At 63.6% G+C, this 13,763-nt stretch carries 15 protein-coding genes; 11 read left to right on the forward strand and 4 right to left on the reverse strand.

Annotated elements, in window-relative coordinates; translation table 11 throughout:
- The 4 genes from EGM97_RS05250 (at window position 1) to EGM97_RS05265 (ending at window position 4,332) form a co-directional block, all read left to right on the forward strand.
- Window positions 1–252: a cytochrome C oxidase subunit IV family protein gene (locus tag EGM97_RS05250; RefSeq protein WP_238962906.1), complete on the forward strand. Its 252-nt coding sequence runs from the start codon at window positions 1–3 to the stop codon at window positions 250–252.
- A 264-nt stretch (window positions 253–516) separates the two neighbouring features.
- Window positions 517–957, forward strand: a complete 441-nt coding sequence (locus EGM97_RS05255; protein WP_053150849.1) for a c-type cytochrome — start codon at window positions 517–519, stop codon at window positions 955–957.
- A 3-nt stretch (window positions 958–960) separates the two neighbouring features.
- Window positions 961–2,388 (forward strand): cbb3-type cytochrome c oxidase subunit I, encoded by a 1,428-nt coding sequence (locus EGM97_RS05260; RefSeq protein ID WP_238962907.1) that lies wholly within the window; start codon window positions 961–963, stop codon window positions 2,386–2,388.
- 105 nt (window positions 2,389–2,493) lie between these two features.
- On the forward strand, window positions 2,494–4,332 hold the full coding sequence (locus EGM97_RS05265; RefSeq protein ID WP_238962908.1) for a nitric oxide reductase activation protein NorD: 1,839 nt from the start codon (window positions 2,494–2,496) through the stop codon (window positions 4,330–4,332).
- A 5-nt stretch (window positions 4,333–4,337) separates the two neighbouring features.
- On the opposite strand, the gene EGM97_RS05270 is transcribed toward EGM97_RS05265, so the two are convergent.
- The 3 genes from EGM97_RS05270 to EGM97_RS05280 are packed head-to-tail and all read right to left on the reverse strand — an operon-like array spanning window position 4,338 to window position 5,409.
- Entirely contained in the window at window positions 4,338–4,538 is a 201-nt protein-coding gene (locus tag EGM97_RS05270) for a protein DnrP (protein ID WP_238962909.1), read from the reverse strand.
- Window positions 4,535–5,218 carry a Crp/Fnr family transcriptional regulator gene (locus EGM97_RS05275; RefSeq protein WP_238962910.1) on the reverse strand — a complete coding sequence of 228 codons (684 nt, stop codon included), beginning with the start codon at window positions 5,216–5,218 and terminating at the stop codon, window positions 4,535–4,537. Before EGM97_RS05275 ends, EGM97_RS05270 begins: the two co-directional genes overlap by 4 nt.
- Before the next feature lie 35 nt (window positions 5,219–5,253).
- Window positions 5,254–5,409, reverse strand: coding sequence for a hypothetical protein (locus EGM97_RS05280; RefSeq protein ID WP_238962911.1), 156 nt, complete (start codon window positions 5,407–5,409; stop codon window positions 5,254–5,256).
- A 394-nt stretch (window positions 5,410–5,803) separates the two neighbouring features.
- On the opposite strand from EGM97_RS05280, the gene EGM97_RS05285 reads away from it, so the two are divergent.
- On the forward strand, window positions 5,804–6,994 hold the full coding sequence (locus tag EGM97_RS05285; protein ID WP_238962912.1) for an NnrS family protein: 1,191 nt from the start codon (window positions 5,804–5,806) through the stop codon (window positions 6,992–6,994).
- Window positions 6,995–7,016: 22 nt separating this feature from the next.
- Window positions 7,017–7,457, forward strand: coding sequence for a hypothetical protein (locus EGM97_RS05290; RefSeq protein WP_238962913.1), 441 nt, complete (start codon window positions 7,017–7,019; stop codon window positions 7,455–7,457).
- A gap of 138 nt (window positions 7,458–7,595) precedes the next feature.
- Here the strand turns inward: EGM97_RS05290 and ytfE are convergent, their stop codons facing one another.
- Entirely contained in the window at window positions 7,596–8,270 is a 675-nt protein-coding gene (ytfE, locus tag EGM97_RS05295) for an iron-sulfur cluster repair protein YtfE (protein ID WP_238962914.1), read from the reverse strand.
- Window positions 8,271–8,429: 159 nt separating this feature from the next.
- Here ytfE and norR point away from each other — a divergent pair, with 159 nt between their 5' ends.
- The 5 genes from norR (at window position 8,430) to ubiU (ending at window position 13,760) form a co-directional block, all read left to right on the forward strand.
- On the forward strand, window positions 8,430–9,956 hold the full coding sequence (gene norR / locus EGM97_RS05300; RefSeq protein ID WP_238962915.1) for a nitric oxide reductase transcriptional regulator NorR: 1,527 nt from the start codon (window positions 8,430–8,432) through the stop codon (window positions 9,954–9,956).
- 189 nt (window positions 9,957–10,145) lie between these two features.
- Window positions 10,146–10,793 carry a pyridoxamine 5'-phosphate oxidase gene (gene pdxH / locus EGM97_RS05305; RefSeq protein WP_238962916.1) on the forward strand — a complete coding sequence of 216 codons (648 nt, stop codon included), beginning with the start codon at window positions 10,146–10,148 and terminating at the stop codon, window positions 10,791–10,793.
- A 90-nt stretch (window positions 10,794–10,883) separates the two neighbouring features.
- Entirely contained in the window at window positions 10,884–11,438 is a 555-nt protein-coding gene (moaB, locus tag EGM97_RS05310) for a molybdenum cofactor biosynthesis protein B (protein ID WP_238962917.1), read from the forward strand.
- On the forward strand, window positions 11,435–12,682 hold the full coding sequence (locus tag EGM97_RS05315) for a molybdopterin molybdotransferase MoeA (RefSeq protein ID WP_238962918.1): 1,248 nt from the start codon (window positions 11,435–11,437) through the stop codon (window positions 12,680–12,682). Before moaB ends, EGM97_RS05315 begins: the two co-directional genes overlap by 4 nt.
- Window positions 12,683–12,764: 82 nt before the next feature.
- Window positions 12,765–13,760, forward strand: a complete 996-nt coding sequence (gene ubiU / locus EGM97_RS05320) for a ubiquinone anaerobic biosynthesis protein UbiU (protein WP_238962919.1) — start codon at window positions 12,765–12,767, stop codon at window positions 13,758–13,760.
- Window positions 13,761–13,763: the final 3 nt, after the last annotated feature.

Genomic DNA, 13,763 nt, shown 5'->3' on the forward strand with positions numbered 1-13,763 from the left:
ATGTCGACTTGCCGTGTCCTGATCGTTTGCTGGATAGCCCTGGCGATGCTCAGCGCCGGCACCGTGGCGTTGGGGCAAGCCAACGCCACCGGATGGGTCACCTTCACCTTATTGACGGTCGCCGTGGCCAAGGCCTGGGTGATCGCCGACGGCTTCATGGAACTGCGCCATGCGCCGCGCTTGTGGCGACGGTTGGTGTTGAGCTGGGCGGTGGTGCTGGCGGTCGCGATCGGAATCTTGCTCACGATCTGAACCCTGAACATAAAACCCTTGTGGCGAGGGGATTTATCCCCGCTGGGCTGCGAAGCAGCCCCAAATGTGTGTGCTTGCGCGGTGTGTCAGACCGAATGTCGGGGACCGCTTCGCGCCCCAGCGGGGATAAATCCCCTCGCCGCAGGGGAACAGCGGTGCTCCTGGAACAACCCACCAAAACCATCGGAAATTCTTGATCGCCATCAAGCGGTTCCAACCCCCTCGCTTCCTAGAATGAACACGCCAAGCAATGAGGAAGTGACCATGTCAGATACCTTCACCAAAGGCATGGCCAGGAATATTTATTTCGGGGGAAGCGTGTTCTTTTTCCTGATATTCCTGGCCTTGACCTACCACACGGAACAGACCTTTCCAGACCGCAGCAATCAGGCGCAGTTGACCGAATCGGTGATTCGCGGCAAGGGCGTCTGGGAGCGCAACAACTGCATCGGGTGCCATACGCTGCTGGGCGAGGGCGCTTACTTTGCGCCGGAGCTGGGCAACGTGGTCAACCGTCGCGGCGGCGAGGAAGCCTTCAAGCCTTTCCTCCAGGCCTGGATGAAAATGCAGCCCCTGGGCGTACCGGGACGGCGGGCCATGCCGCAATTCAACCTGAGCGAGCAGGAGGTCGACGACATTGCCGAGTTCCTCAAGTGGAGCTCGAAAATCAACACCAATGGCTGGCCGCCAAACAAGGAGGGCTGAGAGATGAGCATGGCTAACCCGCATCTGAAATTCGCCTCGCAAGCCGTCGCCAAACCGTACTTCGTGTTCGCCCTGATGCTGTTCCTGGGGCAGGTGTTGTTCGGCTTGATCATGGGGCTGCAATACGTGGTCGGCGACTTCCTGTTTCCGCTGATCCCTTTCAACGTGGCCCGCATGGTCCACACCAACCTGTTGATCGTCTGGCTGCTGTTCGGCTTCATGGGCGCGGCCTACTACCTGGTGCCGGAGGAGGCGGACCGCGAACTGCACAGCCCGAAACTGGCGCTGCTGTTGTTCTGGGTATTCGCGGCGGCCGGGGTGATGACCATCCTGGGCTACCTCTCGGTGCCCTATGCCACGCTGGCGAAAGTGACCGGAAACGACTTATTGCCGACCATGGGGCGTGAGTTCCTGGAGCAGCCGACGATCACCAAAATGGGCATTGTGGTGGTGTGCCTGGGCTTTCTCTACAACATCGGCATGACCTTGCTCAAGGGCCGCAAGACCACCGTCAGCATGGTCATGATGACCGGCTTGATCGGTCTGGCGGTGTTCTTCCTGTTCTCCTTCTACAACCCGGAAAACCTCGCCCGCGACAAGTACTACTGGTGGTGGGTGGTGCATCTTTGGGTCGAAGGCGTCTGGGAGCTGATCATGGGCGCGATGCTGGCCTTCGTGCTGATCAAGGTCACCGGCGTGGACCGCGAAGTGGTGGAAAAATGGTTGTACGTGATCATCGCCATGGCGCTGATTACCGGGATCATCGGCACCGGTCACCACTTCTTCTGGATCGGCGCGCCCGAGGTCTGGTTGTGGGTTGGCTCGATCTTCTCGGCGATGGAACCGCTGCCGTTTCTGGCGATGGTGGTATTCGCCTTCAGCATGGTGAAGAACCGCCGTCGGCAGCACCCCAACCGTGCCGCCACCTTGTGGGCCAAAGGCACTACGGTCACCGCGTTCTTCGGTGCAGGCGTCTGGGGATTCCTGCACACCCTGGCACCGGTCAACTATTACACCCACGGCTCGCAACTGACGGCGGCCCACGGCCACCTGGCGTTCTACGGCGCTTACGCGATGATCGTGATGACGCTGATCAGCTACGCCATGCCGCGTTTGCGCGGTCTGGGCGAGGCAGCGGACGAGCGTTCCCAGCGACTGGAAATCTGGGGCTTCTGGCTGATGACCCTGTCGATGGTGATGATCACCCTGTTCCTCACCGCGGCCGGCGTGGTCCAGGTATGGCTGCAACGTTGGGCGGCGGATGGCAGTGCCATGCCCTTCATGGCGACCATGGATCACTTGAAACCGTTGTTCTGGGCACGTTTGCTCAGCGGTGTCGGGTTCCTGCTGGGGTTGCTCTGCTACCTCTTGAGCTTCCGTCAACGCGGCCGTGCAGCCCAACGTGTGCCTGCCGCGGTGGTGCCGTCGTGAGTGATCGCTGACGCCGGTATCTTTGTGGTGAGAACGCTGACGTGTGGCGAGGGAGCAAGCTCTCTCGCCATATCAGCTCAGGCGGGACCGAGGAGGACAATAACCATGGCTTTCACCCTGGAGCTGGAAGAATGGGTCGGCAGTGTCTGGCACCGTTTCATCACCCGGCGTGCCAGCGCGGATTTCCCTGAAGCACGGGTGGAGCTGATCCCCCGGCAACGCGCCTTGCAAGTGCTGTTTCGCGCCACCGGCGGTGCCCGGCACCTGGGGGTGGAAGCGGTCAGTGATCGTGAACTGTTGCTGCGCCGTAACCTGTTGCAGCAGATCGCCGGTACCTGCAAGCAGGTACCACTGGCCTGGTGCGATGGCGACAACTTGCGATTGCCGGCGAGCCTGGCGGCGTTTCCCGATGTCGGGCTGAACGAGGAACTTTATCGCTGGCTCGCCTTGCTGGCGGCGCAATCGGGGCCCATGAAGCACTGGGGGCGTGATAACCAGCGCTGGACCCTGGCACTGTTGCGGCGCTACCCCGCGCTGCGTCCGCGCTATCGACGGCTGGTGGACGCGCATTTGTCCCTGCGCCCCGATCCTGATTCGCTGAGCCCGGCCGAAGCCGCGTTGGAGCGAGCGCTGTGCCAGGCCCTGCGCGAGCCGGGCAGTGTCGAGCATTTTCCCCGTAGCGAGCGTGCCGCCTGGCCCTTGCCGCTATGGCTGTATCCGCCCCGTCACTTGAGCAACCCCCAGGCGGCCAGCCTCGAGGAGTCCGAGCAATACCTCGCGACGCCACCGGGCGAGCAGCGGGGCGGTCGCAAGCGCGCCGAGCGTATCGAGGAAACCACCCGTGACGGTGGGTTGCTCATCGTTCGCCTGGAGAACCTGTTCAGTTGGACCGAGCACGTGGATCTGGATCGCTGGTCGGACGACAGCGAAGATCCGGATGCCGCCCGGGTGGCCGAAGACCTGGACCAGTTGACCCTATCGCGCACCCGATTGCGCAAGGGTGGCGGGTTGAAACTGCACCTGGATCTGCCGCCCGCAGACGTGGATGACATCCCGTTGGGCGAGGGCATCCTGTTGCCGGAATGGGACTACCGCAAGCAACGCCTCCAGGCGGACTTCGTCAGTTTGCAGACCTTCATTCCTCGCGACTGCGAACCCCAGCCCCTTCCGCCACGCCTGCGTGCTCCGGCCCAGCGGTTGCGTCGCCAGTTCGAGCACCTGCGCAACGACCGTCAGTGGCTGCGTCAGCAAACCCAGGGTTCGGAGTTGGATCTGCAAGCCTGGCTGGACTTTCACGTCGAACGCCAGCAAGGCCCGTGCAGTGAGCGCGGCCTGTTCATGGAGCAGCGCCAGACTCGTCGCGACCTGGCCTGCCTGCTGTTGGCGGACCTGTCGATGTCCACCGACGCCCACCTCAACGACGAACACCGAGTGATCGACGTGATCCGCGACAGCCTGTTGCTGTTCGCCGAAACACTATCGGTACTTGGGGATGATTTCGCCCTGTACGGGTTTTCGTCCTTGCGGCGCCAGCAGGTACGCATGCACGAACTCAAGGCGTTCAAGCAGCGTTATGACGACCACACCCGCGGCCGCATCCAGGGGCTCAAGCCCGGTTACTACACGCGCATGGGCGCGGCCATCCGCCAGGCCACGCAGCAGTTGGCGAGCTGCAAGCGGCGGCGTAAGTTGTTGCTGTTGCTCAGCGATGGCAAGCCCAACGACCTGGATCGCTATGAGGGGCGCTACGGTGTGGAGGACACCCGCCAGGCGGTGCTGGAAGCCCGGCGCCAGGGGCTGACGCCGTTCTGCATCACCATCGATCGCGAAGCGGGGGATTATCTGCCTTACATGTTCGGGGCCAACGGTTACACCTTGATCCGTCAGCCCGAGCAGTTACCGCTGCGGTTGCCGCAGTTGTACCGGCAACTGACGCAGGACTGAGAGGGTCAGGCGATGCTGCGCGGCAACCAGAAAAACATCACGACGCAGAAAACCGTCAGCCCCACACAGAACCAGGTGAAGCGTCGCAGCCGGCGTTCCTGCGCCTGTGCCGCTTCGGTCGGCAGGGGCATGCCGCACTGGCGGCATTGGGTTTCACTCACGGGATTGGTCTGCTGGCAGTACAGGCAGGTGGGCTGCGGACTCATTCGAACTGCTCCAGGCGCGGGCGATCGAGAATGGCAATCTGGCGACCGTCCTGGGTGATGATTTTCTCGTCGATCAGGCGCCGGATAATCCGCGAGAAGGTTTCCGGCTGGATGGACAGGTGCCCGGCGATCAACTGCTTGGCCATTGGCAGTTCGAATTGGCTTTCCACCGGTTGCAGGCGCACCAATTGCGTCAGCAGGTAGCGGACCACGCGGTGGGTGGCGTTCTTCAGCGAAAGGGTTTCGATCTCGTTGACCCGCTGGTGCAGGCGCACGCACAGCTTGCCGAGCAGGGCGAAGGTCAGCCGACTGTTGCTCTGCAGGAGACGCAAGTACGTGGCATTGGACAAGCGATATAACTGAGTCGGGCCGACGGCTTCGGCCGACGCCACGTAGTTGGGCGTGTCCATCAACATCATGGCTTCGGCGAAGGTCTGGCGCTCGCCGATCACTTCGAACACTTTCTCCTGGCCGTCCGGCGTCAGCCGGTAGATCTTCACCGCCCCGGCGATCACGAAGTAAAACGCCTGGGCCGGTTCGCCCTGGCGGAACAGCGGATCGCCCTTGTCGATGTTCAGCAGTTGGCTGGTACTCATCAGTTCGTCGAGCTGTTCTTCGTTGAGCGGTTCGAATAAGTGATGGCTGCGCAGAATCTGGTGATGGACGCGGTGGAGCACCATGGCGTGGATCCTTGTGTGGGCAAAGGGAAAAGGGGTCAGACGAGGCTCAGGGACAGGCTGCTCGCCAGCGCCACGACGCAGGACAGCAGAACGAACCAGGTAAGCGGCAAGACGACGTGTTTCATGGCAACTTTCATGGCAACCCCGTGGGAAAGAATCGTGTTCTCCTGCCAGAGCAAGAGCTGGGCCATGGCTGAGGCCCTTATGTTTGGGCGTCTGCGGCCGATCAGGGTATTAAAGACCTTGGCAAAACAGGGTGATAATCACCATAAAAGGGTAATAAGTACCCCAATGCCTCTATGTGTAGGGCCTGTGGGAGCAAAGCTTGCTCGCGATTGCGGTGGCACATTAGACGTCGATGGGAATGCCCCACCGCTATCGCGAGCAAGCTTTGCTCCTACAGGGGTAAGGGCCGGATGTTTTGCGACGCGTTTCGGCAAGCCCCTTGCAAGGCTCCATGCAAGGCGATCCGCCGATGGGCTTGCTTGATCTGAGACAAGGCCTGTTCGCATCGATAGCCGATCATTCGGATCCTGTTGATCTTCATCGACAGGACGGCACCGTGAAGCGGTAAAGGAGTGAGGTATGCAAGTGCTCGATCGTCGCAAGGCCATGGCCATCCCGCCGCTGTGGCGCCTGGCGTTCCGGCCGTTTTTCCTGGCTGGCTGTGTGCTTGCCGTGTCGGTCATCCCGCTGTGGCTGGCGGTGTTCAGTGGTCAACTGTCTGCCTGGCAACCGGCGGGAGGCTGGCTCGCCTGGCACCGTCATGAATTGTTGTTCGGCTTCGGCCTGGCGATTATCGCCGGGTTCCTGTTGACGGCCGTGCAGACCTGGACCGGTACGCCGGGGCTCAGTGGCAGGCGCCTGGCGGCGTTGGCGCTGTTGTGGCTGGGGGCGCGGCTGGCCTGGTTGGTCAATGCACCGTGGGCGTTGCTGATGGTCTTGGAGTTGGGGTTCGCCCTGGCGGTCGCAGTGGCCATGGGCGTCACGTTGTGGCGTGTGCGGCAGAAGCGAAATTATCCGATTGTGCTGGTCTTGCTGCTGTTGGCCGCGGCGGATGGCTTGTCCGTCTACGGGCTGGTGCGGCACGACGAAGGCTTGCAACGCCAGAGCGTGCTGACTGGCCTGTGGCTGGTGGCGGCGATGATGGGGCTGATCGGCGGCCGGGTGATCCCGTTCTTCACCCAGCGCGGTCTTGGCCGGGTAGAGGGCGTTGCCCCTTGGCCATGGCTCGACCGGCTGTTGCTGGCGGGTTCGGCGGCGGTGGCGTTGTTGTACGCGTTTGGGCCAGCGTTGACCGCCAACCTTGGATGCGGCCTGCTGTTCGCCGCATTGGCGCTGGGGCATGGCATCCGGCTGGTGCGTTGGCATGATCGCGATCTGTGGCGTGTGCCGTTGCTGTGGTCGCTGCACTTGGCGTACGCCTGGCTGGTGCTGGCTTGCCTGGGCATGGCGCTCTGGCATTTCGGTGCGCCGTTGAACCCGAGCCTGGCCGTGCACAGCTTGACCATTGGCGCCATGGCCGGCCTCATCCTGGCAATGATCGCCCGCGTCAGCCTGGGCCACACCGGGCGACCGCTGGAACCGCCGGCGGGCATGACCCTGGCGTTCATCCTGCTTAACCTGGCCTGCCTGAGTCGCGTACTGCTGGTGATGGTCTTCCCGCTGGCCGCGTTGTGGCTGGCAGGGGTGTGCTGGACGCTGGCGTTCGGGCTCTATGCCTGGCGGTACGGTCCGATGCTGGTGAAGTCACGAGTGGATGGACATCCGGGATGAACCGACTGCCCGCAGGTGATCGATGATGTACGGGATTTTGCTGGTCATGCATCTGTTGGCGGCGATCGCCTTCATCGGCACGCTGTTTTTCGAAGTGTTTATCTGGCATGCCGCCCGCAGGCCGTTGGCCCAGGACGCCCGTGAGGCGGCCGACCAGTCCATCGCCAAGCGGTCGCGGCATGTGCTGCATGGCGTGGTGCTGGTGTTGTACTGCGCCGGGATCGGACTGGCCTGGCAGCATCGCGGTGCGTTGAGCCAGCCGTTGAGCAACAGCTTTGGCCTGCTGCTGAGCCTGAAAATTCTGCTGGCGTTGAGCATCATCGGGCACTATCTGTTGCTGGCTTACTGGCTGACCCAAGGTCGGTTGAGTCCGGGGTGGGCCTGCTGGTTGCGGCGCAGCATTCTTGGGCACATGGTGCTGATCGTGGTGTTGGCGAAGGCGATGTTCTATTGGCAGTTTTGAAGGTGGACGAGCCCTGCCAATCTTGATGTGGGAGCGGGCTTGCTCGCGAAAGCGGTGGAACAGCTGGCATCAATGCCGCCTGACACAGCGCTTTCGCGAGCAAGCCCGCTCCCACAGAGGAGCGGTGCTGTGTCTGGGTCAGTGGGCTGCCTTCATCGCATTGATGAACAGCACATTGTTCTCCAGGTGAATATGCTCCATCAGGTCGTCACGCAGTTCCGCGAGACCGCGATACAGCGCGCGCCAGGTGTTGCAGGCATCGGCCGGCGGGGTGATCTGGTTGGTCAGGGTGAGCATGATTTCCAGGGCTTCGCCGTGCTGGTCGTGTTCGTAGCGCAGCACCTGGATCGGCGCCGAGGCTCGTTCACCCAGGCCGTGTTGCAGCATCGGGAACAGCACTTGTTCTTCCTTGAGCATGTGGCCTTCGAGTTCCTGGTACATGTCTTCCAGGTGGTTGGCCAGGCCGTTGGGGCAACTGGCGCGTGCGCCATGTACGTGCTCGACGCGACGGGCCAGGCGGATCAGTTCCGGCAGTTGTTCGCGGTGGCGGGCGTGGTAGCGTTCCACGATGTGGGCGATCAACCGTCCCTGGGGTTCGTTGCGCCAGTCATGGCCCGGTTCTCCGGTGGCTTGCAGCGTACCGAGGGCTTCGGCGATCAGCAGTGGGTTAAGCCCTTTGTTCAGCGCCGCTTCGCGCAGGGTCTTTTGCCCGCCGCAACAGAAGTCGAGGTTGTAGTGATGGAAGGTACGGGTGGCACCGGGGATGTCGCAGGCCAACTGGCCGAGGCTTTGTTCCAGCAGATCGAGGCTCATCGTGGTTCCTTGGGTTGAATCCCGGATGGGACGGATAACCGGACTCTGCAGCCCGCATGCCAGATTCAACTGCTTGAAAAGCAACGAATATTTCTACGTCGGGGTGATTCCTACCCTGGCCGGAAGGGGTCAAACGAACCCTGGAGGGTACTCATTACCATGCTGCGTGAAAGCCTGGCCGCCGACCTGATCGTCGAGCTGCCCAATGCCGTACGGTTGCAGCGTCTGGTGCAGACCCTGCGCGAATACTTCAACAGTGGCGCCGTGGGTTTACTGCGCCTGGACGACGACAGCCTGAGACCCGTGGCGACCGTGGGGCTGGTCCATGAGGCGTTGGGCAGGCGCTTCGTGATCGCCCAACACCCACGTCTGGCGGCGATCATGGCCTCGCGTGAACCCACCTGGTTCGAGCCCGACAGCCGCCTGCCGGACCCCTACGACGGCCTGCTCGATCACCATGTCGGTGAACCGCTGCCGGTGCACGACTGCATGGGGGTGAGCCTGTACGTGGAGGGGCGCCTCTGGGGCGCGATTACCCTGGATGCGTTGCACGCAGGCACCTTCGACAGTCGGGCCCGCGAGGAGCTCAAGCGCTGCACTCTGCAGATCGAGGCAGCGGTGCGGGTGACCCGGCTCGAACAGGAGAACCGCAGCCTGCGGGCGTCGCGCAGCGACCCGTCGGACTTGCGCGTGCCGGCCGAGGAGGGGGAGATCATCGGACGCAGCGAGGGACTGGAGCAGTTGCTCAACGAGCTCGACGTACTGGCCGATTCCGAACTTCCGGTGCTGTTGCTGGGCGAAACCGGCGTGGGCAAGGAACTGTTTGCCCGGCGCCTGCATCGTCTGTCCCGGCGTGGTCACAAGCCGCTGATCCAGGTCAATTGCGCGGCATTGCCGGAATCCCTGGCCGAAAGCGAGCTGTTCGGTCACGTCAAGGGGGCGTTCTCGGGGGCGACGACGGATCGCGCCGGACGCTTCGACGCGGCCAATGGCGGCACGCTGTTCCTCGATGAGGTGGGCGAGCTGCCGTTGAGCGTGCAGGCCAAACTGCTGCGCACCCTGCAAAATGGCGAAATCCAGCGGCTGGGGGCGGACAAGCCGCTGCACGTGGACGTGCGCATTATTGCCGCGACCAATCGGCACCTGCCTGACAGCATTCGCGACGGGCTGTTTCGCGCCGACCTGTATCATCGGCTTTCGGTCTATCCGGTGCCGATTCCACCGCTGCGCGAGCGTGGTCACGATGTGCTGATGCTGGCGGGGCATTTCCTCGAATTGAACCGCACGCGGTTGGGCCTGCGCGGGCTGCGCCTGTCGCCGGCGGCCGAGCAGGCCCTGTTGGCCTACCGTTGGCCGGGTAACGTGCGGGAGCTGGAGCATGTCATCAGCCGCGCCGCGTTGAAGCAATTGAGTCGGGGCGCCAGTCGCAGCCTGATCATGACCCTGGAACCCCAGGTGCTTGACCTGGACGTCAATGCCAACGCGGTGCAAGCGCGGCAGGACTCGCCTGTGGCGCCAGACGATGCACCGTTGCTGTCTCTGAATGAAACCGTCGACGCCTGCCAGCGCCAGGCAATCCTCAAGGCCCTGGAGCGTTGCGGGCAGAACTGGGCCGGCGCGGCGCGGCTGCTGGAGATCGATCCGAGCAACTTGCACAAGCTGGCGCGGCGGTTGGGGCTTAAGTAACCCCGTGCAACCGGGGTGCGGCCTTCGCGAGCAAGCCCGCTCCCACAGGCGAACACGGTCGACTGTGGGAGCGGGCTTGCTCGCGAAGAGGCCGGCACATTCAACAGATAAGCCGGCATTGACAACGATCAAGGCCTCCCCAGGCCACAAAATCCACACTGGGCCAAATCCAACGTGGAGCTCATTGCCATGCCCCTATCCCTGGCCGATATGCGCCGCCAATACACCCGCGATGGCCTCGACGAAGCCCAGGCGCCGGACGAGCCGTTGGCCCTGTTCGAGCGCTGGATGCAACAGGCCCGCGCCACCGAAAGCCCGCCGGTGGAAGCCAACAGCATGGTCCTGGCGACGGTCGACCCACAGGGTCGGCCCCATGCCCGGGTGCTGTTGCTCAAGGGCTTCGACAAGAACGGCTTTGTATTTTTCGGCAACTATGACAGCGCCAAGGGGCGGGACCTGGCGGTCAATTCCTGGGCGGCCATGACGTTTTTCTGGCCGGGACTGGAACGACAAGTGCGCATCGAAGGGCAGGTCCACCGGCTCGCCCCGGCGCTGTCGGATGCCTATTTCAACTCCCGCCCCGTGGCCAGTCGCCTCGGTGCCTGGGCGTCGCCGCAAAGTTCTCCGGTGGAGGGGCGGGCTGCGCTGGAGGTGTCGCTGGCGCAGGTCCAACAGCGTTTCCCGGACCAACCGGTGCCGCGTCCCGAGCACTGGGGTGGCTATTGCCTGTGCCCCGAGCGGCTGGAGTTCTGGCAGGGCCGCGCTGACCGTCTGCATGATCGCCTCGACTACCGCTTGCGGGCGGGTATCTGGCAGCGCAGTCGTCTGGCGCCCTGAGCACCAGGGGAGGTACCTCCATGGAGGAATAGGCCGGGGGAGGATTGCAGTTCAGGCTGGGCCATCTTTTCTGACAGGACGGCTGAAACCATGGCCCATCTGACGCAACGCCTCTTCCAACCGCTGAATATCGCGGTCTTGACCATCAGCGATACCCGCAGTTTCGACACCGACACCTCCGGGCAGACGCTTATCGATTTGCTGCAAACGGCCGGTCATGTGCTGGTCGACCGCGGGCTGGTAAAGGACGACATCTACCAGATCCGCGCCCAGGTCTCGCAGTGGATCGCCGCGCCCGACGTGCAAGTGGTGCTGATGACCGGCGGTACCGGCTTCACGCCACGGGACAACACACCACAAGCGGTCCTGCCCTTGCTGGATAAGCAAGTGGACGGTTTTGGTGAACTGTTCCGCCAGGTCTCGCTGGCGGAAATCGGCATGTCCAGCCTGCAATCCCGGGCGTTGGCCGGTATGAGCAATGGCGTGTTGGTGTGCTGCCTGCCGGGTTCGCCCGGCGCGTGCCGGACCGGTTGGGAACAGGTCCTGGCCTCGCAGTTGGACAGTCGCACCGGCCCCTGCAACTTCACTCCCCATCTCAAGCCACAGGCGGGCGTCGCCCCGGTCGCTTGCGAGACACGGTCATGAGCAGCCGTGGATGCGGTTCGGCCTGTGACAGCGGTGCGCTGATGCCCGTGGACGAGGCGATTCGTCATCTGCTCGACCAGGCGCCGCCGCCACCGTTCGTACAGTCGGTTGCCCTGGGCCAGGCCCTGGGCCGGGTGCTGGCCGCCGATGTCATCTGCCCCATGAACCTGCCGGCCTGGGATAACAGCGCCATGGACGGTTACGCCCTGCGCGCCGCCGACGTGCCGAGCGTCGGCGGCTACCTGACGGTGAGTGGACGAATCGCCGCGGGCGACGGCCCCGGCGCTTCGTTGCAAGAAGGGCAGGCGGTGCGGATTTTCACCGGCGCACCACTGCCGCCGGGTGCTGACACGGTGGTGCCCCAGGAAAGCTGTCGGGTGGAAGGCGAGCGCGTGTGGGTTGTGTCGATTCAGCCGGGTGATCATGTACGCAAGGAAGGTGAAGAACTGCGCCAGGGCGCACGCTTGCTGAGCGCCGGCACACGCCTGCGTGCCCAGGAGTTGGGGTTGCTCGCCGGTGCCGGGATTGCGCACGTGGAGGCGTATCGTCCGTTGCGGGTGGGACTGCTCAGCAGCGGCGATGAGCTGCGCGAACCGGGGGAGCCGCTGGCGCCCGGGCAGATCTACAACAGCAACCGCCAGAGTCTCGCCGCGCTGCTGCGTGGCTGGGGGGTCGAGGTGCACGATTTTGGCGTCATGCCCGATCGGTTGCAGGCCAGCCGGCAAGCGTTGGGCCTGGCTGCTGGCGAGTGTGACCTGCTGCTGACTTCGGGCGGTGTGTCGGTGGGCGAGGAAGACCACCTCAAGCAGGCCATCGAAGCCTTGGGCAATATCGACCTCTGGCGCCTGGCGATCCAGCCGGGTAAGCCCCTGGCGTTTGGTGATGTGATGGGCAAGCCGTGGATCGGTTTACCGGGCAATTCGTCGGCGGCGCTGGTGACGGCGCTGGTCGTGGTGCGGCCGTTCCTGCTTCGGGCTCAGGGCATGGTCGATGTGCTGCCCGTGCCGCTGCCGTTGCCGGCGGGTTTCGATTGGCTGCAGCGCAACAAGCGTCGGCAGTACCTGCGCGCCAGACTCGTCCCGGATGCCAATGGTCATTTGTGCGTGGAGCTGCATCCCCAGCAGAGTTCGGCGATGTTGAGTGCCGCGTGTTGGGCGGATGGGCTGGCGGTGGTGGAACGGGACACCCTGGTGCACAAGCACGACCGGGTGATGTATGTGCCGTTCACCGCATTGATGCATTGACGGCAATTGATTGCCGTCAAGGTGCTCGCCCGGTGGCTGGCTAGACTGGGCGGCGCTGTTAGTTCTTCCATGAGGATGCCCCATGCAACTGGTTTGCCCGGCAGGGAATCTGCCTGCCCTCAAAGCGGCCGTGCGCCAAGGCGCCGATGCCGTCTATGTCGGCTTTCGCGACGACACCAATGCCCGGCATTTCGCCGGGCTGAATATGGACGATAAGCAATTCGATGCCGCGGTCGCGCATATCCGCCAGCACCAACGCAAGCTCTACGTGGCGGTCAATACCTACCCGCAACCCAAGGGCTGGGAGCGCTGGCAGCGGGCAGTGGATCGAGCCGCCGATTTCGGCGTGGATGCCCTGATCGCCGCCGACCCCGGCGTGCTCGGCTACGCCAGTCAGCGCCATCCACACCTGGCGCTGCATCTGTCGGTACAGGGCTCGGCGACCCACGCGGCGGCGCTGTCCTTTTACGCTCAGCGCTATGACATTCGCCGTGCCGTGCTGCCTCGGGTGCTGTCCCTGGCCCAGGTGCGCCAGGTGGCGGCGAACAGCCCCGTGCCCATTGAGGTCTTCGGTTTCGGCAGCCTGTGCATCATGGCCGAGGGGCGCTGTCACTTGTCTTCCTACATCACAGGGGAATCACCGAACCTGTGCGGTGTCTGCTCGCCTGCCAAGGCGGTGCGCTGGAGCGAAGACGCCCAGGGCTTGAGCGCACGCTTGAGCGAAGTGCTGATCGACCGCTACACCCCTGAAGAACCGGCCGGCTATCCGACCTTGTGCAAGGGCCGTTTCCTGGTGGGTGGCAAGCGTTTCCATGCACTGGAAGAACCCACCAGCCTGGACACCCTCGATTTGCTGCCGGAGCTGGCGGCGGTTGGCGTCGAGGCGGTGAAGATCGAAGGTCGCCAACGCAGCCCGGCTTATGTCGAGCAGGTGACCCGGGTCTGGCGTGCGGCACTGGATACACACCGGTCCGCGCCGCAACGGTTCCGGGTGCGGGAAGAATGGCGCCAGGTGTTGGCCGGTCTGTCGGAAGGCAGCCAGACCACCCTGGGTGCCTACCATCGATCATGGCAATGAGGG

The organism is Pseudomonas sp. AF32 (genome assembly GCF_022342325.2).
Taxonomy (GTDB): domain Bacteria; phylum Pseudomonadota; class Gammaproteobacteria; order Pseudomonadales; family Pseudomonadaceae; genus Aquipseudomonas; species Aquipseudomonas uvaldensis.

Excerpts from the sequence above, each read along its gene's own strand:
- EGM97_RS05250 (WP_238962906.1), top strand. The coding sequence starts at position 1 with ATGTCGACTTGCCGTGTCCTGATCGTTTGCTGGATAGCCCTGGCGATG.
- EGM97_RS05255 (WP_053150849.1), top strand. The coding sequence starts at position 517 with ATGTCAGATACCTTCACCAAAGGCATGGCCAGGAATATTTATTTCGGG.
- EGM97_RS05260 (WP_238962907.1), top strand. The coding sequence starts at position 961 with ATGAGCATGGCTAACCCGCATCTGAAATTCGCCTCGCAAGCCGTCGCC.
- EGM97_RS05265 (WP_238962908.1), top strand. The coding sequence starts at position 2,494 with ATGGCTTTCACCCTGGAGCTGGAAGAATGGGTCGGCAGTGTCTGGCAC.
- EGM97_RS05270 (WP_238962909.1), bottom strand. The coding sequence starts at position 4,538 with ATGAGTCCGCAGCCCACCTGCCTGTACTGCCAGCAGACCAATCCCGTG.
- EGM97_RS05275 (WP_238962910.1), bottom strand. The coding sequence starts at position 5,218 with ATGGTGCTCCACCGCGTCCATCACCAGATTCTGCGCAGCCATCACTTA.
- EGM97_RS05280 (WP_238962911.1), bottom strand. The coding sequence starts at position 5,409 with ATGGCCCAGCTCTTGCTCTGGCAGGAGAACACGATTCTTTCCCACGGG.
- EGM97_RS05285 (WP_238962912.1), top strand. The coding sequence starts at position 5,804 with ATGCAAGTGCTCGATCGTCGCAAGGCCATGGCCATCCCGCCGCTGTGG.
- EGM97_RS05290 (WP_238962913.1), top strand. The coding sequence starts at position 7,017 with ATGATGTACGGGATTTTGCTGGTCATGCATCTGTTGGCGGCGATCGCC.
- ytfE (WP_238962914.1), bottom strand. The coding sequence starts at position 8,270 with ATGAGCCTCGATCTGCTGGAACAAAGCCTCGGCCAGTTGGCCTGCGAC.
- norR (WP_238962915.1), top strand. The coding sequence starts at position 8,430 with ATGCTGCGTGAAAGCCTGGCCGCCGACCTGATCGTCGAGCTGCCCAAT.
- pdxH (WP_238962916.1), top strand. The coding sequence starts at position 10,146 with ATGCCCCTATCCCTGGCCGATATGCGCCGCCAATACACCCGCGATGGC.
- moaB (WP_238962917.1), top strand. The coding sequence starts at position 10,884 with ATGGCCCATCTGACGCAACGCCTCTTCCAACCGCTGAATATCGCGGTC.
- EGM97_RS05315 (WP_238962918.1), top strand. The coding sequence starts at position 11,435 with ATGAGCAGCCGTGGATGCGGTTCGGCCTGTGACAGCGGTGCGCTGATG.
- ubiU (WP_238962919.1), top strand. The coding sequence starts at position 12,765 with ATGCAACTGGTTTGCCCGGCAGGGAATCTGCCTGCCCTCAAAGCGGCC.